This is a genomic window from Paracoccus onubensis, assembly GCF_003591515.1.
Taxonomy (GTDB): domain Bacteria; phylum Pseudomonadota; class Alphaproteobacteria; order Rhodobacterales; family Rhodobacteraceae; genus Paracoccus; species Paracoccus onubensis.
Window position 1 is genome coordinate 1 of the sequence record NZ_QZCG01000015.1, and the last position, 25,291, is coordinate 25,291.

The 25,291-nt window shown below is 61.9% G+C and carries 28 protein-coding genes and 1 tRNA gene; 14 read left to right on the forward strand and 15 right to left on the reverse strand.

Features of this window, described 5'->3' with window-relative positions:
* The 3 genes from D3P04_RS19005 to D3P04_RS19015 all read left to right on the forward strand — a co-directional run.
* The coding region (locus D3P04_RS19005) for a TRAP transporter small permease (RefSeq protein WP_333473106.1) at positions 1–553 on the forward strand (553 nt) is incomplete at its 5' end.
* Positions 546–1,838 (forward strand): TRAP transporter large permease, encoded by a 1,293-nt coding sequence (locus D3P04_RS19010; RefSeq protein ID WP_119751462.1) that lies wholly within the window; start codon positions 546–548, stop codon positions 1,836–1,838. The genes D3P04_RS19005 and D3P04_RS19010, both read left to right, overlap by 8 nt.
* 87 nt (positions 1,839–1,925) lie before the next feature.
* The gene (locus D3P04_RS19015) at positions 1,926–2,267 is read left to right on the forward strand and encodes a DUF2853 family protein (RefSeq protein ID WP_119751463.1); all 342 of its coding nucleotides are present in this window, start codon (positions 1,926–1,928) and stop codon (positions 2,265–2,267) included.
* Here D3P04_RS19015 and D3P04_RS19020 read toward each other — a convergent pair.
* The gene (locus D3P04_RS19020; RefSeq protein ID WP_119751464.1) at positions 2,258–2,881 is read right to left on the reverse strand and encodes an enoyl-CoA hydratase/isomerase family protein; all 624 of its coding nucleotides are present in this window, start codon (positions 2,879–2,881) and stop codon (positions 2,258–2,260) included. The two genes, D3P04_RS19015 and D3P04_RS19020, sit on opposite strands and share 10 nt — an antisense overlap.
* 72 nt (positions 2,882–2,953) lie before the next feature.
* Between D3P04_RS19020 and D3P04_RS19025 the strand changes: the two genes are divergently transcribed.
* The 3 genes from D3P04_RS19025 to D3P04_RS19035 all read left to right on the forward strand — a co-directional run bounded on the left by D3P04_RS19025 (position 2,954) and on the right by D3P04_RS19035 (position 6,925).
* Complete coding sequence (locus D3P04_RS19025; protein WP_182912934.1) at positions 2,954–4,588, forward strand: DUF2125 domain-containing protein; 1,635 nt, start codon at positions 2,954–2,956, stop codon at positions 4,586–4,588.
* A gap of 206 nt (positions 4,589–4,794) precedes the next feature.
* Positions 4,795–6,156: a TldD/PmbA family protein gene (locus D3P04_RS19030; RefSeq protein ID WP_119751466.1), complete on the forward strand. Its 1,362-nt coding sequence runs from the start codon at positions 4,795–4,797 to the stop codon at positions 6,154–6,156.
* Positions 6,143–6,925 carry a 3'(2'),5'-bisphosphate nucleotidase CysQ gene (locus D3P04_RS19035; RefSeq protein ID WP_119751467.1) on the forward strand — a complete coding sequence of 261 codons (783 nt, stop codon included), beginning with the start codon at positions 6,143–6,145 and terminating at the stop codon, positions 6,923–6,925. The genes D3P04_RS19030 and D3P04_RS19035 overlap by 14 nt, the downstream gene beginning before the upstream one ends.
* Positions 6,926–7,137: 212 nt before the next feature.
* On the opposite strand, the gene D3P04_RS19040 is transcribed toward D3P04_RS19035, so the two are convergent.
* Genes D3P04_RS19040 through D3P04_RS19055 form a run of 4 tightly spaced genes read right to left on the reverse strand, consistent with a single transcriptional unit; the run spans position 7,138 to position 9,766 of the window.
* A complete protein-coding gene (locus tag D3P04_RS19040; RefSeq protein WP_119751468.1) occupies positions 7,138–8,082 on the reverse strand; it encodes a 2-hydroxyacid dehydrogenase in 945 nt (314 codons plus the stop codon).
* Entirely contained in the window at positions 8,082–8,414 is a 333-nt protein-coding gene (locus D3P04_RS19045) for a tRNA-binding protein (protein WP_119751469.1), read from the reverse strand. Before D3P04_RS19045 ends, D3P04_RS19040 begins: the two co-directional genes overlap by 1 nt.
* Positions 8,411–9,226, reverse strand: a complete 816-nt coding sequence (gene proC / locus D3P04_RS19050; RefSeq protein WP_119751572.1) for a pyrroline-5-carboxylate reductase — start codon at positions 9,224–9,226, stop codon at positions 8,411–8,413. Before proC ends, D3P04_RS19045 begins: the two co-directional genes overlap by 4 nt.
* A gap of 36 nt (positions 9,227–9,262) precedes the next feature.
* Complete coding sequence (locus tag D3P04_RS19055; protein ID WP_119751470.1) at positions 9,263–9,766, reverse strand: type III secretion system chaperone family protein; 504 nt, start codon at positions 9,764–9,766, stop codon at positions 9,263–9,265.
* Positions 9,767–9,970: 204 nt separating this feature from the next.
* On the opposite strand from D3P04_RS19055, the gene cobD reads away from it, so the two are divergent.
* The 6 genes from cobD (at position 9,971) to D3P04_RS19085 (ending at position 14,313) form a co-directional block, all read left to right on the forward strand.
* Positions 9,971–10,936, forward strand: a complete 966-nt coding sequence (gene cobD, locus D3P04_RS19060) for a threonine-phosphate decarboxylase CobD (RefSeq protein ID WP_119751471.1) — start codon at positions 9,971–9,973, stop codon at positions 10,934–10,936.
* Positions 10,937–11,022: 86 nt separating this feature from the next.
* Positions 11,023–11,574, forward strand: coding sequence for a hypothetical protein (locus D3P04_RS19065; RefSeq protein ID WP_232845089.1), 552 nt, complete (start codon positions 11,023–11,025; stop codon positions 11,572–11,574).
* Between the two features lie 86 nt (positions 11,575–11,660).
* On the forward strand, positions 11,661–12,566 hold the full coding sequence (ppk2, locus tag D3P04_RS19070; RefSeq protein ID WP_119751472.1) for a polyphosphate kinase 2: 906 nt from the start codon (positions 11,661–11,663) through the stop codon (positions 12,564–12,566).
* Positions 12,567–12,647: 81 nt separating this feature from the next.
* The gene (locus tag D3P04_RS19075; RefSeq protein ID WP_119751473.1) at positions 12,648–13,517 is read left to right on the forward strand and encodes a PhzF family phenazine biosynthesis protein; all 870 of its coding nucleotides are present in this window, start codon (positions 12,648–12,650) and stop codon (positions 13,515–13,517) included.
* The gene (locus D3P04_RS19080; RefSeq protein WP_119751474.1) at positions 13,514–13,813 is read left to right on the forward strand and encodes a DUF1330 domain-containing protein; all 300 of its coding nucleotides are present in this window, start codon (positions 13,514–13,516) and stop codon (positions 13,811–13,813) included. The genes D3P04_RS19075 and D3P04_RS19080 overlap by 4 nt, the downstream gene beginning before the upstream one ends.
* Positions 13,814–13,848: 35 nt before the next feature.
* Positions 13,849–14,313, forward strand: coding sequence for a tellurite resistance TerB family protein (locus D3P04_RS19085; RefSeq protein WP_333473107.1), 465 nt, complete (start codon positions 13,849–13,851; stop codon positions 14,311–14,313).
* A 4-nt stretch (positions 14,314–14,317) separates the two neighbouring features.
* Here D3P04_RS19085 and D3P04_RS19090 read toward each other — a convergent pair whose 3' ends face one another.
* The 6 genes from D3P04_RS19090 to D3P04_RS19115 all read right to left on the reverse strand — a co-directional run bounded on the left by D3P04_RS19090 (position 14,318) and on the right by D3P04_RS19115 (position 19,802).
* Positions 14,318–15,628 (reverse strand): NAD(P)/FAD-dependent oxidoreductase, encoded by a 1,311-nt coding sequence (locus tag D3P04_RS19090; protein ID WP_119751475.1) that lies wholly within the window; start codon positions 15,626–15,628, stop codon positions 14,318–14,320.
* Positions 15,629–15,695: 67 nt separating this feature from the next.
* Positions 15,696–17,051 (reverse strand): glutamine synthetase family protein, encoded by a 1,356-nt coding sequence (locus tag D3P04_RS19095; RefSeq protein WP_119751575.1) that lies wholly within the window; start codon positions 17,049–17,051, stop codon positions 15,696–15,698.
* Positions 17,051–17,749 (reverse strand): type 1 glutamine amidotransferase, encoded by a 699-nt coding sequence (locus D3P04_RS19100; protein WP_119751476.1) that lies wholly within the window; start codon positions 17,747–17,749, stop codon positions 17,051–17,053. The genes D3P04_RS19095 and D3P04_RS19100 overlap by 1 nt, the downstream gene beginning before the upstream one ends.
* A gap of 98 nt (positions 17,750–17,847) precedes the next feature.
* The gene (locus tag D3P04_RS19105; protein ID WP_119751477.1) at positions 17,848–18,267 is read right to left on the reverse strand and encodes a CoA-binding protein; all 420 of its coding nucleotides are present in this window, start codon (positions 18,265–18,267) and stop codon (positions 17,848–17,850) included.
* Between the two features lie 236 nt (positions 18,268–18,503).
* A complete protein-coding gene (locus D3P04_RS19110; RefSeq protein WP_119751478.1) occupies positions 18,504–18,911 on the reverse strand; it encodes a YHS domain-containing (seleno)protein in 408 nt (135 codons plus the stop codon).
* A gap of 90 nt (positions 18,912–19,001) precedes the next feature.
* Positions 19,002–19,802 carry a TrmH family RNA methyltransferase gene (locus D3P04_RS19115; protein ID WP_119751479.1) on the reverse strand — a complete coding sequence of 267 codons (801 nt, stop codon included), beginning with the start codon at positions 19,800–19,802 and terminating at the stop codon, positions 19,002–19,004.
* Between the two features lie 121 nt (positions 19,803–19,923).
* Between D3P04_RS19115 and D3P04_RS19120 the strand changes: the two genes are divergently transcribed.
* Positions 19,924–20,007 (forward strand) — tRNA-Tyr (locus tag D3P04_RS19120).
* A gap of 229 nt (positions 20,008–20,236) precedes the next feature.
* On the opposite strand, the gene D3P04_RS19125 is transcribed toward D3P04_RS19120, so the two are convergent.
* Positions 20,237–21,865: a Na/Pi cotransporter family protein gene (locus tag D3P04_RS19125; protein ID WP_119751480.1), complete on the reverse strand. Its 1,629-nt coding sequence runs from the start codon at positions 21,863–21,865 to the stop codon at positions 20,237–20,239.
* 369 nt (positions 21,866–22,234) lie between these two features.
* Between D3P04_RS19125 and D3P04_RS19130 the strand changes: the two genes are divergently transcribed.
* Positions 22,235–23,566: a hypothetical protein gene (locus D3P04_RS19130; RefSeq protein WP_119751481.1), complete on the forward strand. Its 1,332-nt coding sequence runs from the start codon at positions 22,235–22,237 to the stop codon at positions 23,564–23,566.
* On the opposite strand, the gene D3P04_RS19135 is transcribed toward D3P04_RS19130, so the two are convergent.
* Genes D3P04_RS19135 through D3P04_RS19145 form a run of 3 tightly spaced genes read right to left on the reverse strand, consistent with a single transcriptional unit; the run spans position 23,535 to position 25,215 of the window.
* Positions 23,535–24,086 (reverse strand): hypothetical protein, encoded by a 552-nt coding sequence (locus tag D3P04_RS19135; protein ID WP_119751482.1) that lies wholly within the window; start codon positions 24,084–24,086, stop codon positions 23,535–23,537. The two genes, D3P04_RS19130 and D3P04_RS19135, sit on opposite strands and share 32 nt — an antisense overlap.
* Positions 24,083–24,631 carry a hypothetical protein gene (locus D3P04_RS19140; RefSeq protein WP_119751483.1) on the reverse strand — a complete coding sequence of 183 codons (549 nt, stop codon included), beginning with the start codon at positions 24,629–24,631 and terminating at the stop codon, positions 24,083–24,085. Before D3P04_RS19140 ends, D3P04_RS19135 begins: the two co-directional genes overlap by 4 nt.
* Positions 24,628–25,215: a hypothetical protein gene (locus D3P04_RS19145; protein WP_147391960.1), complete on the reverse strand. Its 588-nt coding sequence runs from the start codon at positions 25,213–25,215 to the stop codon at positions 24,628–24,630. The genes D3P04_RS19140 and D3P04_RS19145 overlap by 4 nt, the downstream gene beginning before the upstream one ends.
* Positions 25,216–25,291: the final 76 nt, after the last annotated feature.

Consider the following 25,291-nt stretch of genomic DNA (forward strand, 5'->3'; position numbering starts at 1 on the left):
CCTCGGGGGTCCGGGGGCAGCGCCCCCGGCCGTCGCGGGACGCAACACTGACACATCCATGCGCCGGATCGAACGCTATTTCGTCCTTCTGAACGGCACCGTGGTCATCGCCGGCCTCGCATCGATGGCTGTCGTCGTCGGCTGGAATGTCGCGGCGCGCTATTTCTGGGCGCATTCCCTGCCCTGGGCCGATGAGGTGGCGCGCTACACGATGATCTGGCTGACCTTCCTCGGCAGCGGCCTTGCCTTGCGCGAAGGCGCGCATGTCGCGATCGCCAACGCGCAAGAGGCCCTGCCCGGCGCTGCGCAATATGCGCTCAGATGGGGGATCCTGCTGATGCTGTTCGGCTTCTTCGGCTTCATGGTCTGGGTGGGCATCGATTACATGAACAGGATGGCGATTCAAAAATCCGCCGCGCTGCGCCTGCCGATGAAATGGGTCTATGCGGCGATGCCTGCGGGCTTCGCATTGATGATCCTGCATCTCGCATTGATCGCGCCGCGTTATCTGAGGGCCGGTTTCGCCGTAACGGACGAGGCCGCCCGTGGTTGAAATCCTGATCGCCGGCTTTCTGCTCCTGATGCTGCTGGGCGTTCCCGTCGCATTCGCGCTGGCGATGGCGGCCTTCGCGGCGGTCATCATCGGCGGACAATATCCGCTGGTCGTCGTGGTCAAGGAGATGTTTACGGGGCTCGACAGCTTCCCGCTGCTGGCGGTGCCCTTCTTCATCCTCGCGGCCGAGATCATGTCGGCGGGCGCGATCTCGATCATGCTGCTGCGCTTCGCCTCGCAATTCGTCGGGCATCTGCGCGGCGGGCTGGGCTATACAAATGTTCTGACATCGACCCTTTTCGCAGGAATCTCGGGCTCGGCGCTGGCGGATGCCGCCGGGCCGGGGGCGATGATGGTGCGGATGATGGAAAAGAGCGGCTATTCCCGCGCCTATGCCGGGGCATTGACCATCGCCACAGCCGTCGTCGGGCCGATCATCCCGCCCTCGATCACCATGATCATCTATGCGCTTCAGGACCGGAACGTCTCGGTCGGCTCGCTGTTCATGGCCGGGATCCTGCCCGGATTGCTGATCTCGGCGATGATGGCCGGGGTGAACTGGTGGGTCAGCCGCAGGCGCGGATATCGTAGCGACGATCCCCGCCCGCCCGTCGCGCAGATGATCCGCAACACGCTGGCGGCCTCGCCCGCGCTGTTTCTGGTAGTGCTGATCGTCGGCGGTATCCGGGGCGGCGTGTTCACGCCCACCGAGGCTTCGGTGATCGCCGTCGCCTATGCGATCATTGTCAGTGCCGTGGTCTATCGCGGCTTCGCCTTCCGCGACCTGTGGGGGGCGTTCTGGCGCGCGGGCATCATGTCGGTCGCCGTGCTGATGATCCTTGCCGCCGCACGGGCCTTTGCCTGGGTGCTGATCATCGAGGGCGTGCCGCAGGCCATGGCCGATGCGGTGATCGCCATGAACCTGTCGCCCATCGCCTTCCTGCTGATGGTCAACCTGCTGTTGCTGGTCTTCGGGATGTTCATGGACCCGCTGCCCGGCGTGATGATCCTTGTGCCAATTCTGGCTCCGATTGCGCATAGCCTTGGCATCGCCGCCGATCACTTCGCCATCATCGTCATCGTCAACCTGACCTTCGGCCTGATCACCCCGCCGGTCGGAGGGCTGATCTTCGTGGTCGCCTCGGCCACCCATCAGCGGCCTTCGGATCTGATCCGTGAGTTGCCGCCCTTCTTCATCGCGGCGCTGCTGGTGCTGCTGATCCTTACCTTCGTCCCCGGCTTGTCCACATGGCTGCCCGCGCTAAGCGGGTTCTCGCATGGTTGAATCCCGTGCCTGAAGGGAAAACTTGCCAAATGCTGCAGCGCGCCGCATCCTTCCCCCATTCATCGCAAACAAAACAGGGGAGTAGAGATGAGTAGGCGTGACGATCTGATTGCCAAATACGCAAGCGATATCAAGGATAAACTCGGTGAAAACCCGGACATGGATCTGCTGACCAAGGTCACGATCGGCTGCGGCCCGTCGATCTACAGCGCCGATGCCGAGACCATTGCCTCAAGCGATGAGGCGGAACTCGAACGGGTGCGCAAGAATTACCTTGTCAAGAAACTTGGCCTGACGGACAGCCCGCAACTGGCAGAGGCGATCAATTCGACGATCGACAAATATGGCCGCTCGAACCGGAACAAATACCGTCCGGTCATCTATTACATGCTGTGCAAGCATTTCGGCAAGCAGTCGGTTTACGGCTGATCAGTCATCTCCTTGATCGCCGCCACATGATCGGCCGAGGCCGCCGTGCAATCGGCCGCCAGACCGGTCGCGGCGGCGTTCAGTTCCTCTGCCGGAACGATCCGGTCGATCAGGCCCCAGTCGCGCGCCTCGGCGGCATCGATCCTTGCGCCTGCCATCAGAATCATTTTCGCCCGCGCCGGTCCGATCAGGGCGGCCAGCCGTCGCGGATCGCTGGGTTGCGGCAAAAAGCCCAGCTTCATCACCGGATAGAAGAATTTCGCCTCGGGCACCGCCAGCCGCAGATCGCAGGCCAGGACCATTCCAAAAGCGCCGCCCGCCAATGTGCCGTTCAGCGCGGCGACGGTCAGGCAAGGCATCGAGACCATCCGCGCGGATAACCGCTCCCATTCCGGGGATTTGGCAAGCCCGTCATTGCGGGCCTCATCCAGATCCGCTCCGGCGGAAAAGACCCTGCCCGCCCCGGTCAGGATCACCGCCCGGCAATCTGACACGGCCAGATCCTCGAGTTTCGCGGTCAGTTCACGCAGCATCTTTGCCGTCAGCGAATTAGCCTTGTCGGGTCGGTCGATGGTCAGCAAGGCGACCTTTTCATCAATCTGCAATCCGATCACGCAATGGTCCCTTTCCCTTGCTTCTGTGCTATGGCAAATTGCCACGAGTTTTCTGGACGAAGGGTATTTCGAATGCAACGCACACTTGCAAGCTCTGCCATCGCACTGATCGTGGCCGCTGGCCCCGCATTGGCGGAACTGACTCCGGCACAGGTCTGGGAAAACCTTTCGGGGTATTATACCAGCATGGGCTACGAGGTAACGGTCGGCTCACAGGACGAAACCGATGGCAATCTGAGTCTTACGGATGTCGTGTTCACTTCGGAAATCGACCAGCCTGATGCCGCGACAAGTGTTTCCGCAACCGTGCCGAAAATTACGCTGGAGCAGACGGACGACGCCAAGGTGCGCACCGTGTTCGACGGCGAGATGACGGTCGAATCCTCGACAGACGTTCCGGATCAGGAGCCGATGTCATTCCGGCTTGTCATGACCGCGCCCGAAAACGAGATGATCTCGTCCGGCACGGAAAACGATATGCTGCACGAGTTCGATTTTCCCACCCTCGAGAGCAAGCTTTATTTCGGCAGCGCTACACCGGACGCCGATGGCGGCGAGGCGCCCATGACCCTCACCCTGACCGAGTCGACCGGGCAATACCGCACGGTTCATGCCGAGAATCAGGAAATCACCTATGAGATGGTGAGCAAGGGCCTTGATGTAGCCCTGAACGTGACGGAACCGCCTGCGGAAGACGGCACAGGCGGCAACGGCAAGGTCACGGGTCAGGCGCATGTGGATGGGGTTACCTTTACGGGCACCACCTCGATTCCCGGCGATATCGAGAATCTGGCCGAGCGGCTGGACCTTGCCCTGAATGCCGGCCTCGTGGCTCAGGGCAAGGCCGAACTGGGCAAGATGAGCGGCGACATGACCTTCGAGGGCATGGATGAAAATGACCAGCCGCAATCCGGCGACGCCAAATTCAACGCCGAGAGCAGCGACCTGACATTCGCGATGTCGAAAGAGGGCCTGACCTATGGCGGCAATTCCGGCGCAACCGAGGTCGAGGCAAATTTCGCGCAATTGCCCTTCCCGATCACCTACTCCATCGACAAAGCATCGGGCGAGGCGACTTTCCCGGTCAGCAAGGGCGAAGACGCCCAGCCCTTCGCGCTCAAATACGAACTGGCCGGCGTAAAGCTGGCCGATGCGATCTGGGATCAGTTCGATCCGGGCAAGGAACTGCCGCGCGATCCTGCCAATCTCAAGCTTGACCTGACGGGCGAGGCGGTCGTCAAGAACGACCTGTTTGACCCGGCATTCGCCCAGAAGCTAGAGGAACAGGCACCCGATCCTGCCACCGATGATCCGGCAACCGATGATCCTGCCGCGGAGGGCGAAGCGCCCGATGCGACTGCGGAAACCTCGCCTGCGCCCACAGTCCCGTTCGAGCCGCGCTCGCTCAAGATCAACGAGGTCGTGTTGCAGGCGGTTGGCGCGGATGCCAATCTGACCGGCGATCTGACCTTTGCCGATCTTGAACAGCCTCCGGTCGGCGTGATCGAGGGCGATTTCAAAGGCATCAACGCGCTTCTGGACAAGCTGGTCGCCATGGGGATCGTGCCGCAGGATCAGCTTATGGGCGCGCGGATGATGCTGGCCATGTTCGCCAAACCCGCCGAAGGCGACCCGGACCATCTGCAAACCAAGATCGAATTCAAAGAGGGCGGTTCGATCTTCGCCAATGGGCAGCAGGTGAAATAACCAATCTGCCGCAAGGCACGGGCCGGGCGATTTTGCCCGGCCTTTTCATTCGCTTCGCGCCTGTAGGGTTTTCGTGCGTTCCCGGACATAAGACCGGTATCCACTTCTACTGAAAACGTCAGCGGCGCGAAGAACCGGGTTTCCGCAATGAACCGGCCATGCAAAGCTGGCCACGGCATCGCGGCGAAAGGAAGCAGAGGGCAACGATGAACGGCAAGTTGGCAAGCACCGATCTGAAAGGACTGGCCGAAGCCCTGGTCGAGACCGCGCAGCGCAACGGCGCCGATCAGGCCGACGCTTTGGCGGTTCAGGGCCGGTCTGTCAGCATCGATACGCGCGCCGGCGCACTTGAACAGGCGGAACGGGCCGAGGGGATCGAGATCGGATTGCGCGTTCTGATCGGCGGACGTCAGGCCTGTGTGTCGGCCTCTGATCACAGCAAGGCAAGCATCGCGGAAATGGCTCAACGGGCGATTGCCATGGCCCGCGAAGCGCCGGTCGACGACACGCTGGGTCTGGCCGAGCCTGAACAACTGGCTGAACGGCGCGATGCGGATGAGCTGGATCTGTCTGACCCGGAACCCGATCCCGCGCCCGAGATTCTGCAGGAACTCGCCTTGCGTGCCGAGGCCGCGGCGCTTTCCCACGCTGCGATCAGTCAGGTCGAGGCGGCAAGCGCCGCGTTCAGCCGCCGGAATATGTGGCTGGTCGCCTCGAACGGGTTCTCGGGCGGGTACGAGCGCAGCACGCATATCATCTCGACCGTTGCGATCACCGGCGAGGGGCTGGGGATGGAACGTGACTATGCCGCCGAATCCCGCAGCCATGCCGCCGATCTGCCGGAACCCGAGGATATCGGCACGCTGGCCGCCGAACGGACATTGGCCCGTGCCGGTTCGCGGAAACCGCCCACCGGAGCCTTTCCGATCCTGTATGACCGCCGCGTCTCTGCTTCGCTGATCTCGCATCTTCTCTCGGCGGTGAATGGCGGCGCGATTGCGCGGGGCGCAAGCTGGCTGCGCAATGCATTGGACGAGCCGGTTCTGCCGGAAGGAATGGATCTCTTCGAAGACCCGCATCGCCCACGCTATCCGTCCTCGCGCCCCTTCGATGCCGAAGGGCTGGCGACGCGAAAGCGCAGCATCGTCTCAAAGGGCATCTTGCAGGGCTGGACGCTGGATCTGGCCACCGGGCGCAAGCTTGGCATGGACAGCACCGCCTCGGCCGCACGGGGGCTGACCTCGCCGCCATCGCCGGTCAATTCCAATGTGATCCTGACGCAAGGCAGCCGGACGCAGGAACAGATGATCGCCGACATGGGCCGCGGGCTGATCGTGACCTCGATGCTGGGCGCGTCGATCAACGGCACGACCGGCGATTACTCGCGCGGGGCAGCGGGATTCTGGGTCGAGAACGGCCGGATCGCCTATCCGGTGAATGAATGCACGATCGCCGGCAATCTCCGCGAGATGCTGATGACCCTGATCGCCGGGAAGGATGCGCTGCCATGGCGCGGGATGGAAGTTCCCGGCCTTCTGGTCGAGGGGATGACCGTTGCAGGAGCCTGAGGCCGATCTTGAGCTGCTTGAGCGGGCGGCACGTCATGCGGGCCAGATCGCGCTGGGTTTCTGGCGCAACGACATGCGGTCCTGGGACAAGGCGGATGATGCGGGGCCGGTTTCCGAAGCGGATCTGGCGGTGAACGATATGCTGCGGGATATGCTGACGGCCGCAAGGCCGGATTACGGCTGGCTGTCCGAGGAAAGCGAGGCCGATCCGTCGCGGCTGGATGCACGGCATTGCTTTATCATCGATCCGATCGATGGCACCCGCGCATTCATCGCCGGACAGGAAGGCTTTTCCCATTCGCTCGCCGTGACGGATGGCGAGAAGATCGTGGCCGCCGTCGTGCATCTGCCCGCCCGCAATACCACTTACAGCGCCCATGCGAATGGCCCGGCGCTGCGAAATGGCCAGCCGATCGCGCCAAGCGATACCGGGATCGACGGCGCGACCGTGCTGACCTATCGCGCCGTGTCCGATCCGGGCCATTGGCGCGACGGGCAGGTTCCGCCGTTTCGCCGCGAGTTCCGCCCTTCCCTCGCCTGGCGCCTGTGTCTTGCCGCCGAAGGAAAGTTTGACGCGGCTGTATCGTTGCGGCTTGCATGGGAATGGGACATCGCCGCAGGCAGCCTGATCGCCGAGCGCGCGGGCGCAGCCGTCACGGACCGGCATGGCGACAGGATGCGCTTCAATGGCCCCCGCGCCATGGTGGATGGGCTGATCGTCGCCGGTCCCCGGCTGCATGGACAGATTCTGAGCGGGCTCAGGCGTTAAAGCGTGTCGCGCCTGCCCGGCTGCGCCTCCACTCCTTCTTCTTTGCCCAAATACCTCGGGGGTCGCCGGCGGGTCGCGCCACTGGTCCGAGAGACCTGCCGGCGACGGGGCAGCGCCCCCGGCCTGCGGACCGCAGATGACCTTGCGCTCAAGACAACGCAAGACGCAACCGCCCGAAAATCACCGGTATTCCCCAATCCGGGAAAGCCGGGTCAGACGACCCGATCACCCGGCTCGCCACCTTCCGCGAAGGCGATCAGGTTATTCAGCGCGCGCAATCCCATATCGGTCCGCGCCTCATCCGTCGCGGTTCCGAGATGGGGCAGCAAGCTGGTATTCGGCGCGTCGATCAGGGCCTGCGGCACATGCGGTTCCTTCTCATAGACATCCAGCCCGGCACCCGCGATCATGCCTTCGTTCAGGGCGCGGATCAAAGCCGCTTCATCGACCACGTCCCCGCGCGAGATATTGACCAGATAACCGCGCGGACCCAGCGCCTCCAGTTCCGCCTGCCCGATCAACCGGCGGGTTCCGGCCCCTCCGGGCACCGAGACCACCGCCACGTCGCAGGCTTTCAGCGTCTCGTGCAGATCCGGCATCTGCCGCGCGGGAATATCCAGTGCCGAGACCGTCGAACGGTTATGGAACACCACCCGCATGCCAAAGCCCAGATGACAGCGCCGGGCGATCGCCTTGCCGATCCTGCCCATGCCGATGATCCCCACCGTGCATCCGGCGACATGCGCGCCCAGAAACTGGGTGGGACGCCAGCCAATCCATTCCCCTGCCCGCAGAGCTCGCTCGGCCTCGCTGGCGCGGCGCATGGTCATCAGGATCAGCGTCAGGGCGATGTCGGCCGTGGCAGCGGTGACGACATCGGGCGTGTTGGTGACGATAACGCCCGCCTCTTTGGCGGCCTGCACGTCGATATGATTATACCCAGCACCGAAACTGGCCAGTATCCTGCAACGAATATCGCCTTTGAACGCATCCGCGCCAAAGGCGTCGCCCAATGTCGGAAGAATGGCGTCATATTCCCGCAATGCCTCGGCGGCCTCGGCCTCGGTCAGCGGTTCATCCTGAAAAACCGCTTCGAACCGCGCCTTGATTGCACGGGTCGCGGTGTCGGTCATCTTCCGGGTCACAAGCAATTTCATCAATATAATCTCCCTCCATTCGGAACTGTCAGATCGGGACGGATCAGGACGACCTCGTTATCCTGATCGGGAACCCCCAGAACCAGCACCTCTGACATGAACGGCCCGATCTGGCGGGGCGGGAAGTTCACCACGCACAGCACCTGTTTTCCGATCAGATCTTCGGGCGTGTAATGCCGGGTGATCTGCGCCGAGGATTTGCGCTCGCCCAGTTCGCCAAGATCCAGCCACAGCTTGATGGCGGGCTTGCGCGCCTCGGGGAAGGGTTCGGCGCGGGTGATGGTGGCGACACGGATATCGACCTTCAGGAAATCGTCGAAACCGATCGTCATTTCGCCCCCTTCCCCAATTCGCGCCCCCGTTCGGTCGCCGCCGCGACAGTGCGCTTTATCAGGGGCGGCAGGCCGGTTTCCTCGTCCATCAGCACTTTCAGACCGGCAGCGGTGGTTCCACCCGGCGAGGTCACATTCTCGCGCAGGATCGCCGGGTCTTCATCGGCATCCACGGCAAGCGCACCCGCGCCCGCGACGGTCATCCGCGCCAGCTCCAGCGCCATATCGGCGGACAGACCCTGCGCCTCGCCCGCCCGGGCAAGCGCCTCGATCAGATGGAAAACATAGGCCGGTCCACTGCCCGACAGGCCGGTCACGGCATCCATCTGCGCTTCATTGTCCAGCCGGACCACCCGCCCCACGGCGGACATCAAGGTTTCCGCCAGATCAAGATGCGCGGCTGTCGCGCCGTCATTGCCGATCAAAGCCGAGATGCCCTTGCCGATGGCGGCGGGCGTGTTCGGCATCACCCGGATGACCGGCGAGCCGGGGAAAGCCGCCTCGAAGGTCGAGATCGTCGTGCCCGCCGCGACCGAGATGACCAGGGTATCTTCGAGATCGGGCAGTTCACCCAGGGCATCCGCCATCATCTGCGGCTTGACGGCCAGCACAAGAACCGCCGGATTTTCGGGCAGCGGCACATTCACGCGCAGCCCCTTGTCCTGCCATTCGGGCGCAAGTTTCGGATCGATCACGGTAACGGCACCGGCTTGCAGCCCCTGCGCCAGCCAGCCTTTCAGCATCGCGCCGCCCATCCGGCCACAGCCGACCAGCACAAGGCCACGCGCGTTGATATCGTTGAATTCGCTCATCCGCACCCCCTGGATCATCGGGGGCGGAATGCCCCCTTATGCCCGTCCGTAGGCCTCGCCCATGGCGATGTCCAGAGCTTCGCCCACGCTCGTATTCGCCCAGCCGACCAGCTGGAAGGCGGGATAGAAGCGTTCGCAGGCGAAAATGGCGTTGCCGATCATTTCGTCGATCTGCTCGGGCGTGGCCAGATTATCACCGGCCAAAACCAGCCCATAGCGCCATACCATCAGCTTCTGATGCGCCCAGTAGGTGAAAGCGCCCTCCCATACCTCGTCATTGGCGCGGTTCAGTGCTTCGTAAAGCATCGGCAGCCGGTCCGCGGGCGGGTCCATGTCGAATGTGCAGATCAGGCGCAGCATCTCTTCGCCCGATGACCATGCCAGCGTCAGGGAATAGCTGCGCCACTGCCCTTCGACGACCATAGCGATCTGGTCATCCGCCAATCGGTCGAAATCCCATTCATAATGCGTGGCTACGGTTTCCACGATATCAATCGGGTGAATGTCGTCGCTTGGGATGAAATGTCCGGTCTGTGCCATATCTGTACCTGCCTGACTGCCAGCGCGGTCTTATGACCGCTAGAGATTGTGGCGACCTCAACACCGGGCGGGATCGCCGGTAACTCCTTACAATATATCGTGGTGCGGATTGCGTCTGCTGTAAAGCGAAAATATCAGTTGCAGGGGAACTATCACGGTCGCATTCCCGCTTGTGGGGTGGACAGGCCATTGAAAGGCAAGCGAATGCAGCGCGATCACGGTGGCGATATCGACAGGGCGGCAAAGCAATACGGCCCGGGCGACTGGATCGATCTTTCGACCGGGATCAACCGCCGTCCCTGGCCGGTGACGGCCCTTGACGATCAAATCTGGCACATCCTGCCCACTGCGGCGGCACAGCAGAAACTGATCGGAGTGGCCGCCGAATGGTTTCGCTGCGATTCCAACTCAGTGCTGCCGGTGGCAGGCGCGACCGCTGCGATCCAGTTGATCCCGCGCCTGCTGCCCCGCGGGCGGGCGGCGGTTCTGACGCCCAGCTATAACGAATATGCGGCCAGCCTGCGCTCTGCCGGCTGGAAGGTCCGCGAATGCGCCCGAATCGAGGATATGGCGGGCGCGGGTCTGGCGGTCGTGGTTAATCCGAACAATCCCGACGGGCGCGAATGGGCGCCGGAGCAACTGGTGGAACTGGCCGCCAAAACGGATCATCTGATCGTGGATGAAAGCTTTGCCGATCCGCGCCCCGATCTGTCGCTTGCTCCGATGATGCCCGGAAATGTGCTGATCCTGCGAAGCTTCGGGAAATTCTGGGGGCTTGCGGGGCTACGCCTTGGCTTTCTGATCGCCCCGCCCGCCTTCCTGAAGCCGTTCGCCGAGGCCGCCGGGCCGTGGCCGGTCAGCGGGCCGGCATTGGAGATCGGTGCGGCAGCTCTTGCCGATCGCGGCTGGGCGGACAGCGCGGTGGTTTATCATTCCGAGGCCAGCCTGCGTCTTGATCGGCTTGCCATATTGGCGGGTTGGCAGGCTCTGGGCGGAACCCATCTGTTCCGACTTTATGACACCGGTAACGCCATGGCCGAGCAGGACCGGCTCGCCCATGCGCATATCTGGAGCAGGCGCTTTCCCTATTCCGACCGCTGGCTGCGGCTGGGCATTCCCGGCAATGCGCAGGAATGGGAGCGTGTGGCCCGGGCGCTCTCGCGCAGGTGATCGCCTGCAAGGCGGGGACCGGGCGAAGACACTGGCAATTCATGGGAAGAGCCGGCAGAATCGGGCGGCCATTACCGGAGCAGATCATGGATATCGGACCCGCAATCAATCCCTCCGCAAGCGCGCGCGCCATCCCCTGTGGCGGGCAAGGCCGGACAGCCGCGCTTCCCTTGCGGTGGATGCTTGCGATTGCGTTGATCTCTCTGTCCGGTGCAGCTCCAGCCGTCGCCGATGCTCCGCTGATCGTGCTGGACCAGACGCAGCTTCCCTTTGATCTTGGCCCCGGTCATCCGGCGAACAATCCCGCCAATCCGGCAAACTCACCCAATGCAACCTGGAATTCCGCCGGCAATACCGCCAATTCCCCGACGGCATGGGGAAACCGCCCCGCAAATCCCGCCAATGAGAAGCGGCTGATCATCACGGCGGATGGCGGGGTTCTGGGCTATTACGCAACCAATGCAGGCGGGGTGCTGAACCTGTTCGACGTGAATGGCCGCCGCATCGCCTATCGTCCGGCCAAGGGCACAAGAAGCCTGTTCACGACCGGCGGCGCATGGTGCGGAACCGTCGATGACGGGCGCGGCGGTTTCGTCATCGCCGTCACCCGGAACTGCGCGGCGAAATTCGGCGGCTGAGCTGCATCCCTTGGGCCTTGTTCCCGTCATGGCCTTATTTCCGTTACATTGCCGCATTAAATGGGAGGCACATACCGGAGAGTATCATGAACAAGCACCCAAAGGACTGGCTGGAAGCCGAACTTCAGGACACCATCGACGAGGATGTCGAGATCGAGATGGAAGACGCGATCCTGTCCGCCGAGATCAAACGCATCTATCGCAGCCACCATCCCGATCAGTTGCTGCGCAAGGAATATTTCCGGGAACTCCTGCGCCTGCAATCGGAACTGATCAGATTGCAGGACTGGGTCAGCTATCACAAGGAAAAGGTGGTCGTCATCTTCGAAGGCCGCGATTCGGCAGGCAAGGGCGGCGCGATCAAGCGGATCACCCAGCGCCTGAACCCTCGGATAGTGCGCACCGTGGCCTTGCCCGCGCCATCGGACCGGGAAAAGACCCAATGGTATTTTCAGCGATATGTGCCGCATCTGCCGGCGGGCGGCGAGATCGTCCTGTTCGACCGCAGCTGGTATAACCGCGCCGGCGTCGAACGGGTGATGGGCTTTGCCGATGACGATCAGGTCGAACAGTTCTTTCAGGACGTTCCAGAATTCGAGCGGATGCTGGTGCGCTCGGGGATCAGGCTGGTGAAATACTGGTTCTCGATCACCGATGAAGAACAGCAGATGCGCTTCCTGATCCGCATTCACGATCCGCTGAAACAGTGGAAGCTGTCGCCGATGGATTTGCAGTCCCGCGTCCGCTGGGAGCATTACACCAAGGCCAAGGAAGAGATGTTCGAGCGCACGAATATCGATGAGGCGCCATGGTATATCGTGCCGGGCAACGACAAGAAACGCGCACGGCTGAATTGCATGAACCATCTGCTGGACATCATCCCCTATGAGGACGTGCCGCATGAAGAGGTCACGCTGCCCAATCGGGTCTTCAACCCCGATTACGAACGCGAGGTCTTGCCACGCGAGCTATATGTGCCGCAGAAATACTGAACCGGGACAGGGGGCGCTGCCCCCGCCACGCTGACACGCGGCTCCCCCGGGGATATTTCGGTGAAGAAGAAGGGGGCGCGCATGCTGGAATTTCATATCTATGACGTGTTCACCGACCTGCCATTTTCGGGAAACCCGCTGGCTGTCGTCATGGGGGCCGATGATCTGAACACCGCGCAGATGCAGGTGATCGCGCGGCAGTTCAACCTGTCCGAGACGATATTCGTCATGGCCCCGCGCGATCCGGCGCATACGGCCCGCGTCAGGATATTCTTTCCGACCGCCGAGATTCCCTTTGCCGGTCATCCGACCATCGGCTGCGCCCTGCATCTGGCAAAAGGTCAGGATGGGCAGATTCTGCTGGAGGAAGAAGCCGGGCTGGTGCCGGTGAAGATTCGTGGCGGACAGGCGGAATTCACCGCGCCCAGACTGCCCGTGCCGCATGGCGGGGAGGTGGATGCCGGGCTGATCGCGCGCGCATTGGATCTGCCGGACACCGCCATCGGTTTTGGCAGCCACCGGCCGGGTGGCTGGCAGGGTGGTCCGGCTTTCCTGTTCGTGCCGGTCGCGGATCTGGATGCGCTGGCGGCCGCGCGGCCGATCGAGCCGCATTGGTCCCGGGCGATGGCGCAGGCGCAGGTGGACAGCGCCTATCTTTATGCCGCCGAAGGCGATGGCTATCGCGCCCGGATGTTCTCGCCCACCGCTGGCATTCCCGAAGATCCCGCGACCGGCTCGGCCTCGGCCATACTGGCAGCGCAGCTTCTGGCAAACGGGGCGCTGGCCGATGGCGAGAACCGGATCGGCCTTCGGCAAGGCGTCGAGATGGGGCGGCCCTCGCGGATCGGTCTGTCGGGGCTTGTCGAACGGGGCGCATTGCGCGAAATCAGAGTCGGCGGAACTGCCGTTTCCATCGCGGAAGGCCGTATCAGAATACCGGAGGACGCATGACCAAGGCTTATTGGGTGGGCCATGTCAGTGTTGATGACGCAACGGCCTATGAGGCTTATCGCAGGGCCAATGCCGAAGCCTTTGCGAAATTCGGCGCGCGTTTTCTTGTTCGCGGCGGCGCGCAGGAGGTCGTCGAGGGTGAGGTCAGGCCGCGCTGCGTGGTGATCGAGTTTCCCTCGATCGAAGCCGCGCGGGATTGCTATGACAGCCCCGAATATCAACGCGCCAAGGCGCTTCGCGATCCGGTCAGTCTTGTCGATCTGGTGATTGTGGAAGGCTGGGTTGATCTAAGCTAGACGCTTGTGTTTGCGGTGAAAAACCGTATGATTGAATGATGTTCCGTGATCTCTTGTCCCGCCTTTTCAATGAAGACGCGCTTCCGCGGCCTTTGGCCTCGCCGGATGCCGAGGTTGCGATTGCCGCGCTTTTGGTGCGGGTCGCGCGTTCGGACGATCATTACCGGCAGGTGGAACGGCAACGGATCGACCAGATTCTGGCCCGGCGCCGTGGCCTGTCGCTGGAAGAAGCGGCCGAGCGTCGCGCCGCCGCCGAGATGATCGAGGCCGAGGCCCCCGATACCGTGCGCTTTACCCGGCAGGTCAAGGACCGGATCGCGCTTGAGGATCGTACCGGCGTGATCGGCGCCATGTGGGAGACGGCCTATGCCGACAGCCGGCGCGGCGCAGATGAAGAGACGCTGATCCGGCTTGTCGCCGGGCTTCTGGGCATACCGGACAAGGATTCGGCCATGATCCGCCGGAAGGTTCTGCGGGATCTGGGAATGGACGGAAGCTGAGGCTTCAGAACCCCAGCCGGTCACGCAGCCCATACCACGCCATGCCCGCGACCAGCAGCGGGCCGCGCAGGGATGCGCCGCCGGGAAAGCCGCCTGTGGGAATGGCCTCCATGACCTCGAAACCCTCAGCCTGCCCGGCGATCGCTTCGGCCATCAGCCGGCCGGACAGGGTCGCCATGCCCACGCCATGCCCCGAAAAACCGCTGGCCGACAGGCAATTCACGGCAGGCCGCGCGAAACAGGGCATGCGATTGGTGGTGATCGCCAATGTGCCGCCCCATGCATGGGTCAGCCGCACATCCCCAAGCTGCGGATAGACCGACAGCAGATGCGGGCGCACCTTGGCGAAGATATCCTTGGGGAAACGGTAGCTGACGGTTTCGCCGCCGCCGAAGATCAGCCGCCTTTCATCGTCCAGCCGCCAGTAATTCACCACGAATTTCGTATCCGCGACTGCTGGGTTTTGCGGCAGGATCTCGGGAAAATTCTCGTCCAGAGGTTCGGTCGCCACGATATAATTATTGATCGGCATGACCTTCGAGGCGATTTTAGGCGCGATGCCGCCAAGATAGCCGTTACCCGCAAGGATGACATGGTCGCAGATCACCCTGCCGGTATCGCAATGGATTATGGTTTTCTCGGCGGGTTTCTGGGCATGGGTGATACGGTGCACATGAGTATTCTCGTGAATGACCGCCCCGGCATCATGCGCCAGTCTTGCGATGCCTTTGGCAAGATTCAGCGGATGCAGATGCCCCGCGCCCCAATCGACATCTCCTCCGGCATAGCTTCGGGTACCGGCCAGATCGGCCAGCCCCTGCCCGTCCAGCGGCTGAACCCGGGCGTAATCGTAATGCCGCGCCAGATGATCGGCGATGCGATGGGCGTGATCGACCTCGGATTGATTGCGGCAGGCATGGGCCACGCCATCGCGCACCGGAACCCCGGCTTCGGCAGCCAGCGAACGCACCAGCGCCTTGGCCTCTTCGGCCAGATTCCACAAGCGCCGGGCGGTTTCCCTGCCAAACTGCGCTTCCAGCCAGTCGACCTCTTGTCGCTGACCAGAGCCAAGCTGCCCGCCATTGCGGCCCGACGCGCCGAAACCGACGCGATGCGCCTCGAGCAGGGTCACGGCATATCCACGCCGTGCCAGATGCAAGGCCGCCGACAGGCCCGTATAGCCGCCGCCCACGACCGCGACATCGGAGCGCGTCTCGCCCTTCAGCATCGGGAAAGGAGCAAGCTCCGGGCTGGTTTCGGCGTAAAGGCTATCGGGGTATTTTCCCCGCCGGTCGTTGAGGTAAAGCAGATTCATGGGGCACCGCCGGAAACGGTTTCGTGCCTGTCACCGGTACCCTGACGGGCTTGGCGCATCGGACCACTCATACATTCAACAGCAGATGTTCGCGTTCCCACGGGCTGATGACCTGAAGGAATTCCTTGTATTCGTTACGCTTCACCGATTCGTAGACAGCCGTGAACTCTTCGCCCAATACACCGCGCATCGCCTCGTTCTCTGACATCAGGTCAAGCGCGTCGCCCAGATTATAGGGCAGCTCATCTTCGGACATATAGGCGTCGCCAAGGCATTCGGCCCGGGGAGACTCGCCGCTTAACAGGCCCAGATAACCGCAGGCCAAAGACGCCGCGATGCCCAGATAGGGATTGCAGTCCATCCCGGCCAGCCGGTTCTCGACCCGTCTTGCCTCGGGTCCCGATATCGGTACGCGCAGCCCGGTCGTGCGGTTGTCGCGCCCCCATTCCAGATTGATCGGCGCGGCGAAATCCGGGACATAGCGGCGATAAGAGTTCACATAGGGCGCAAGCAGCGCGATCGCCGCCGGCAGATGCCGCTGCATCCCGGCAATGAAATGCAGAAAGGCCGGAGTTTCCCGGCCTTTTTCATCCGAGAACAGATTCTTCCCGGATTGCATATCCACGATCGAATGATGGATATGCATCGCGCTGCCCGGTTCGCCTTCGATCGGCTTGGCCATGAAGGTGGCGAAGCAATCATGGCGCAGCGCGGCCTCGCGGATCAGGCGTTTGAAAAAGAACATCTCATCGGCCAGGGCCACGGGATCACCGTGATTAAGGTTGATCTCGACCTGCCCGGCACCGCCTTCCTGCAGGATGCCGTCGATCTCGAATCCCTGCGCCTCGGCGAAATCATAGATATCGTCGATCACCTTGCCATATTCATCGACCGCTGACATGGAATAGGCCTGTTTGGCCGCCGCCCGCCTGCCGGTGCGCCCCATCGGAGGAATGATCGGCTGATTTGGATCGGTATTGCGGGCGACGAGGAAAAACTCCATCTCGGGCGCGACGACGGGTTTCCAGCCCTTTTCCTCGTATAATCCGACCACTTTTTTCAACACGTTGCGCGGCGCGATCGGCACGGGGTTGCCCTGCTGATCGGTTGCGTCATGGATGATCTGAAGCGTCCAGTCCGCAGTCCATGGCGCAGCGCTTGCGGTGCTGAAATCCGGGGTCAGGATCATGTCGGGCTCGGTGAAGGCCCCTGCCGGATTGTCGGCCCATTCACCGGTGATCGTCTGCAGGAAGATCGAGTTCGGCAGGTAGAACTTGTCCTGCCGCGCGAATTTCGAGGCGGGCATCGCCTTGCCGCGCGCCACTCCGGCGATATCGGCAACGATGCACTCCACCTCATCCAGCCGGCGACCGTCCAGATATTCCCGTGCGGCGGCGGGTGTGCGGTCTATCCAGTTCATGATCACGCCGCTCCTTTTGCAGCGCTGCGGGACTGTTTGAAAAACGCCTCGATCCGGTCTGCGATCACATCCGACGCCCTGACCTCGCCCATCCGGCCGGCCGCACGATCCAGCAGGTCCTGCGGAACCACGCCCTTGGCGCGGGTATCCATCAACCCCTGCACGAAATCGTCCTGAAACTCGGGATGCGGCTGCACGGTCCATGCCCGGTCGCCATAAACCAGCGCGGCATATTCGCAGAGCTCGCTGCGGCCTGCGACGCGGGCGCCATCGGGCGGGGTCACGACCTGATCCTGATGCCAGGCATTGAGCGTCACTTTCTCGCCGCCGAAATCGTAATCCTGCGCGCCGACGACCCAGCCGCCCGGATGTTTGACGACCTTGCCGCCCAAAGCCTGCGCGATGATCTGATGACCGAAACAAATCCCGACCAGAGGCACGGCAGCGGCATAGGCGCGGCGAATGAAATCTTCCAGCGGCGGGATGAAGGCGTGATCCTCATAGGCGCCGTGGCGGGAACCGGTCAGCAGCCAACCATCGGCATCATGGATATCCGCCGGGAAATCCATATCTTCGACATGCCAGACCCGAAATTCGAATCCCCGACTGCCCAGAAACCGCATGAACATGTCTGGATAATCGCCAAGACTGTCCCTGAGCTGTTCGGGAGACTGGCCGCATTGTAGGATACCGATACGCATGATTGACCTGCGATGTTGAGTTCAACCGCAGGGTAGTCGCCCGGACGGGGTGGCCGCAAGAGGCAGCGATACCGGTTCGTGATCAAGCGCGCAGCCTGTCAGATATGGCGGGGAAACTCGATCTTGGTGCAACGGTCCTGAATCACCTCGACGCCCCTTGCACGCGCCCGTGCTGCGGCCTTGTCATCCCGGATTCCAAGCTGCAGCCAGATGGTCCCGAGATCGGGCAGATGTTCAAGCGCCTCATCGACGATTGCGCCCACCGCCTCGGAACGCCGGAAGACATCGATCATCTGCACGCCCGCATCCGCGGGAATACTTGCCAGATCCGCATAAACCCTTTCATCCAGAATCGTCTTGCCGGCATGCCCGGGATTGACGGGGATCACGCGCTTTCCCTGCGACTGAAGGTATCTTGCCACGCCCCAGCTTGCCCTTGCCTCATTCGGCGACAGCCCCACCATTGCGATCACCTTCGTCTCACGTGCGATTCGGGCGATCAGTTCATCATCAGCCATATCCAGTTGCAAAAGACTACTCCCCCTTCCCGGAAACGCGTCAAATACGAATTGCCTTAGGCTTACACAGAAAAGGCGCCCGGTCCAGAATTTGGCCGGGCGCAAGTGGCGGAACGAGGGACAGTGATCTGAACATGACCGTTCCGGGGTCATGTTCTGTGATGTAAATGAGCATCCATAAGGAAAAGTTCCATAGTTTTCGCAAAATTGTGAAGATTCGGCGATTGCGCTCCGCGTCAGTTCCTGGCGGCCCAAATCTCTTTGGCCCGGCGCAGAATCTCGTCCGGAGCCTGCTGTAGCCTGCGTAAATCGGCATTCGAGCGCGTCAGATAAAGCGTGTCGCCGATAACGGCGAAAAACCGCGGATCCCCCCGGAGCTCTTCTCCCTGGGCAAGGGAAACCGGGCATAATCCATCGAATGCGGGGGCGAATTGCCCTGGATCCGATTCGAATCGCGTACGGTTGTCTTCAGAGACAAAATGCCAGAACTGGCCTTTCCACAATGTCGAGATATCGCTGCGACCGGGCGCGGGACGCCCCGAAACGAACCCGACAGGGTCATATCCTCCGACCGCCCAGTCCTGCGCAGCAAGGGGCGGAGCGAATGCGGTCAGCATGGATATGGCAGGTGCAAACAGTTTCATGGTCGCGTAGCTCTGGGATAAACAGGACTCCTGCCAGTATCTTCGGTGATTCTCAATGCTGTTGAGATCATGTCTCGGTGATATCGCCCGTTACCGCGTTCCCGCATATAACGCGACCGCAGCGGCATTCGATACGTTCAGCGACCCGAAATCCGCCGCAAAGGGGATACGCGCCACATGATCGCAGCTTTTCATGGTGAGTTCGCGCATCCCGGGTCCTTCCGCCCCCATCACAAGGCAGATCGCCGCCCGGTCCGGCAGACCGGCAAGCAGATCGGGCAATGCCGCCTCGCCGGTCCCGTCAAGTCCGATCAGCGTGAAGCCCATCTGTTTCAACTGGTTCAACGCCTCTGCAAGATTGGGCACGCGCAGATAGGGCTGCCGCTCCAATGCGCCGGATGCCGTCTTGGCAAGCGCGCCGGTCTCAGGGGCCGAGTGACGCGCCGGAGCGATCACCGCCCGGGCACCGAACACCTCGGCCGAACGCAGGATCGCGCCGACATTATGCGGATCGCTGACCCGGTCCAGCGCAACCAGCAAGGGCCGAACCTCGCCGGGTGCTTCCCGCAGGGCCACATCGCTAAGCCCGCCCCATTTCAGCGGCTTCACTTCAAGCGCCGCCCCCTGATGGACGCTTTCATCCGGCAGCGGCACGGTTTTCGTGAAGACGCGCGGATCGATCACCTCCGGCTCCATGCCGTGCAATTCGCCAAGACGGTCCAATGCGTTCCGCGTGACGACAAGCCGCAACCTGTCACGAACGGGATTGGCCAAAGCGTCGCGCACCGCATGAAGCCCGAAAAGCCACAGGGTTTCGGCCGCCGCCGCCCGCCGCGCGCGCTCTTTCCCGATGACCCATTGAGGCTTCTTCGATTTCTGTTGGGCGGCCATTTTGAATTCCCTTTATCTTCCCCTTGTCTGCGCCCCAATAACCGGCGACGCAAGCCCCGGAAATCCGCTTGACGCCCGTGGGCGAGACCGCTAATCACGGCCCACGCCGACGGCACTCGGCGGGCGACGTGCTGCAAGGTGCGGCAGCGGACTGTAACTCCGCCGGGGAGACCCATGCCTGGTTCGATTCCAGGGTCGCCCACCATTTCCTCCGAAAATCAAGCGATATCAACGAAGTGATATCCCGACGCCCGGTAGGATCTACCGTGCATATCATGAATTGCCGCTAACTGATCCAGATTTCCACGATTCGAGAGACATTGCCCCGAAGCGTCAAGACCCGCTATCGAAAACAACCCGCATCAATCTCAAAGAAACGGCGCGGATAGCGGCTCTGGCGTGCTCGACCGGTGGCTCATGGCGGAAAAGCGATCTTACACATTGCGCAGACGGCTTTCGATCAGCAGGCCCTCTTCGTTCAGGATCGGGTGGGCGACCGAAACGAGATGTGCGTTGATACGCTTGAGATCGCGCAGAATATCAAGGTGAAGGGAAGATGTTTCCCGGCTTTGCTGATGCCCGTCGCGCAGACGCACCAGATGGCGCTGTGCCGATTGACGCTCGCGGTTGCGGATCTCGATCTTCTGCTCCATCAATTGCCGGGCGAGTTCGACATCCCGGGTCATGAAAATCGTCTGCGCCATCTGCAAGTTTTCCATTGTCATCAGGAACATGGCATCCAGTTCCTGATATCCGGCATCCGAAAAGCGCAGCTGTAACCCGATCTTCTTGCGAATGCTTGCGGTAAGGCCCATTTCGATAATGTCCCCGACATGTTCCAGGTTGATGACATAATCGAGGATCGTGATCGAACGGCGCCGGTCATGCTCATCGGCGTCCCGGCCCAGCCGCGAGAGATAGGTTTTCACCTGCTGCTGGCGCAGATCTACCCTGTCCTCGAGCACCGTCACCTCGGATAATGAGCTGCTGTCGTTTCTGGTGAATGCCAGCCTGGTCTGATCGAGCATGCGGGCGATGTCATCCCCGATCGACAATGCCTGCCTGCTGGCACCGCCAAGGGCGAGCGCAGGCACCTCGAGCGCCTGATCGTCAAGCCATTGCGGCGGAGCTTCTCCGCTTGGTTCGGCATCGGGCAGGAAATGGGCAAGGCTGCGCGAGATCAGACCGGTAAATGGCGCGATGCAGACAGCCAACAAGATATTGAAGGCCAGATGCGCTTCGACGGCCAATCCGGTCATGGCCATGGGAACCGTTTCCAATGCCGCGGCGAACTGCCCCGCAAATGGCAGCACCAAAAGGCAGCCGGCCGCGCGGATCATCAGGTTTCCGACCGTCAGACGCCGGGCCGCGATTCTGCCTTTTGCAGTGGCCAGAACCGGGGGAATTGCGCCGCCCAGATTGGCTCCGAGTACCAGAGCAACGGTCAGGCCGACGGGAATGTTCAATGTCATCACCAGCAGCACCGCCGCGAGCGAGGATGAACAGATTGCAGCAATGATCGCCGCGAATAACAGCGCAACCGGCCATGACGCGTCCAGCATGGTCAGAAAGGCCGCGATCTCGGGAGATTCGCGCAAAGGCTGCGTTCCGACTTCCAGCAGCGTCAGCGATATCAGCATGAGACCAAGCCCGATCAATGCCCGGCCGCTGCCGCTGATGGCTGGCTTTTCGCGACGGCTTGCTGCGAAACCGGCAAGGATCAGTGCAGGCGCGATGGCCTGCAATCCGACAGAGATCACCAATGCCGTCAAAGCCGTGCCGACATTTGCTCCCAGAAGCACGATCTGGGACATGCGGGCGCCGATCAGGTTCCGGTCGCGAAAAGAGGCCGTAAGAAGCGCCGTTGCCGTGGAGGATTGTAGTCCCAGCGTTGCGACAACACCGGAAAGGAACGCCCGCGGCCCTGTCCGGGTGCCCAGACCAAGTGCCGTTTTCAACCGGATGCCGAAAGCGGTCGTTATGCCATCACGTACAAGCCCGAGCCCGAACAGAAGCAGGGCAACGGCCCCGCCGATCTGAAAGAAGACAACGAATGATGCCATATCTGTTCCTGACGGTTCTTCCTCCGCGATCATAGTCAAGAGCAAACCAATACTGAGTCCCTCTTTCGGTACGAGGTCAATGATTTCTTCTGATTTTGGGCTATTTCTTGCGTATCTGCGGCATAAATAATGGCCTGACCATGCGGTTTCAGGCGATCTGGCGTGACCATGTGATGCGGTTTGGACGAAACCGGCCTTTGATCCCGTCCTGCAACCGGAGGCGCAGCCGTCGACGCCCGATCTCCCCGCCGCTCTGCGGATCATGGCCAGGGGAAAATCACCGCATGATACCTGCCGGTAGACGCGGGCGAATATTTGGTTCTTATTGTTGCATGATCTGCTGCGCCCGGCATTGCGAAGGGGGAGAGGATGACGGATGCGATCAAAGTGATCGGCCAGCATCTCAGGCTGACCGGCAGCCTGTTCTATCGTTATGCGCTTCTGCTGTCGGCGATTTGGGCCGCAGGGACCGTGCTGGACCAGCTTCTTCTGCGCGCGGCGGTCTGGATCGGTCTGCAAAACCGCCTTCTCGGGCTGGTCACCATTGCGCCGGTCATCCTGCTTCAGCTTGTCATCTTCGTGGTGTTTTTCGTGATTCTGAGAAACGGCTTGCCCCGGATGCGCATGCGGATGCTGCTACGCCGCAGGCAACCCGCGCCGGAACCGGAGCCCGGCACCGCCGAAACCGAGGCGCCGCCCTCCGGTTTCGCGATTGCCCTTCTGGCGGTGCTTGTTCCGTTTTACGGCTATTACGCCGGATGGGGCCTTTTGGGCGATACGCTGCGCAGCTATTCGCAGATCTTCCTTGCCACCCAGATGTCGGAGATTGATTTCAACGACCCGAAGGCGACTCCCACGGCCCTTGAAGTCAGCCAGACCGGCTGGGTGATCCTTGCCGTTCTGCTGGTCTGGGCGATCCGCAAATTTGCCAAATATTTCAGTGAACGCACCGGGAAGCAGTCCTGGTCGATGCTGATCGTCCTGTGCGAGGCAACCTGGGCGCTTCTGGGTCTGTATGTCATCTCGGGCTGGAAGAACGAGATTGTTGGGTGGATGGCAAATATGCCGCCGCCGGGCGACCTGATGAACTGGCTTGTCTCGGAGGCATCGGCCGCGATCACCGATGCCTCGGCGATACCGGTCGACTGGCCCCCTGCGCCGCAACTCTGGCCGAATGTCAAAGCGCTTTTCTGGTATGCGCTCTTGCCTCTGGTCTGGTTCAATCTTGGCGCTATCGTCTATGGTCACGACATGAACGCGGTGCGCGGCGAGACGGATCGCTTGGCGGGCCGGGCACTACGCCGCTGGGAAGCCCTGCCGAAGCCAGTTACCGATTTTCTCGGACATTTCTGGAGAGGGGTGATCAAACGCTGGCATGCGGTGACGAATGGCATCCTGCTGGCAGCTTCTGCGGGTTTTGCATTGACGGCCTCGGTGCTGGTGCTGTGGCGGCTTGTCGACTGGCTGGGAAACTGGGCCTGGATCGGACTTGCTCACCTGATCGGGCCGCAGGACATGCAGATGTGGCAGATCGCTTCGGTGCCGCTGAACGTTCTTTTCGACGCCCCCGGAGCGCCACCGGGCGGGCTTCTGGTCAGTCCCTTGCAATTCTGCATCCTCGCGGCAGGGCTTGAACTTGCCGGGCGCGCGCAGGACGCAGCGCAACAGGCTAGCCGGGTGGAAGCTGCATCACCGGGTTGAGTGGCAATGACAACGCATCCGGTCGTGTATTCAGACCCGAGATTTCAAGCCTGAGTCCACCCACAACATCCGCCGGCACCAGAAAGGGCTGCCCTGAAAAAGAGGGGCTGCCATCTTCCGGCGGCATACTCAAAGACTGATTGCAACTTTGCTCATAGGGGTCGTCGCCAAGGAACCCGGTGATCTGAGCCCCCGCCGCATTGGCAAGTGGAAGCCATTTACGCCCGCTGTCATCGGTCAGGCCGATATCGCAGCTTAGCCAGTCCCGCATCTGATCCGGCTCACCCTGCAATCCCAGCCGCAGATAGATCAACGCACGGTCAGGCGCCGCAGGCAGGATCATCGCCCGCGTCTGATCCACGAAGACCCTGACGCCATGCAATTCGCCCTCGGACTGATCAGATTGCGCGACATCCCAGTTCCTGCCGCGCCGCAATTCCTTCAGATCCGGCCATGCAACGATCAGGACCGACAGGCCGAAGAAGAACAATGTCGCGATGACAAGCCCGATCGATTTCATGGCCCCAGCCTCAGGATGGCTTCATGCGCGGGGGGCGAATCCGGCGGGGCAAGAAGCAGCGTGCCGTCAAGCGGCGGATCGAGCCGCAGCGACAGCAGGGCAGAACCGCCTTCGATCTCATCGGGTGGAAGCTCGAATATTGCGAATGTCTTGCTGTTCATGCCCGGCTGAAGCCAAAGCTGGTCGATCTGCCCCGGCACATCCGCAATGCGCGAGGTCGCGCGATAGCGACGCTTGCTTGCTCCGACCCAGGTCGCGGAAAGCATGGTCGATTCCCGCGTTCCCGACAGAACGAAATCCGCAACCAGAAAGATTCCGTCGGTATCGCGGGTAATCTCGGTTCCATAGCGGCTGAACTGGATCCGGTCGGCACTGCGCCAGTTCTCGAACCGCCCGGAAATCAGCCGCGTCTCTCCCGATTCCCCGGGTTTCACCGATGTGACAAAGGGACGGACCGCGCTGTTGTAATCGGGATTGGTCAACATCATCGCGCCAAGCAGCACGATAGCGACAAGCCCGATCAGGATATTGACGATGGGTTTCACGGCGCAGCCTCGGGTTCGGCGGTCATCCGCGCTTCCGGAACGAAAACAAGCCAGCTCGCCTGCCCGTAAAGATTGTCCCGAAGCTTGAAGGTCTGGCGCGAGAAGGCAATCTCGACCGTTTGCGGCTGCCATGGTGCCGCCAGCGTCCAGACCAGCGCGATCTTTTCCGGGATCCGCGGCTGAAGCTCGTATAGTGGCGCGTCGTCCCGTATCAGGACGATCTCGGGCGGTGCAAGCGGGTTTTCACCCATCGTCAGCAGTGGCGGATGTTCAGGACTGCCAAAGACCGCATTCTGCGTCTTGCCAGTAACATTCTCGACCGACGCGGTCAGGACAAGCTGATCGGGCTGATCGGGACTGCGGCGCAGTTGCAGCGCCTCGGGCGTGAACAGACTGCGGCCAAGGTCGATCGTCTCGCCGAAACCGGTCGTAGCGATCTCGGAGGGCGCCCGCGCCTGATCGATCCTCAGCCACCAGCTCAGAAGCACGGCAGCCGCGATTCCGGCTGTCGCCAGAAGGCGCAGCCAGAGACGTCGAAACAGATGGGGTTTCGCATCGGCCATGCCGTATCTGAGCGTGGCCAACAGGCAAGATCAAGATCAAATGCCTGCCTGCTAGGCACGTCCGTGCCCCTTGGGCACAAGCCGCGCCCCGGGTTCG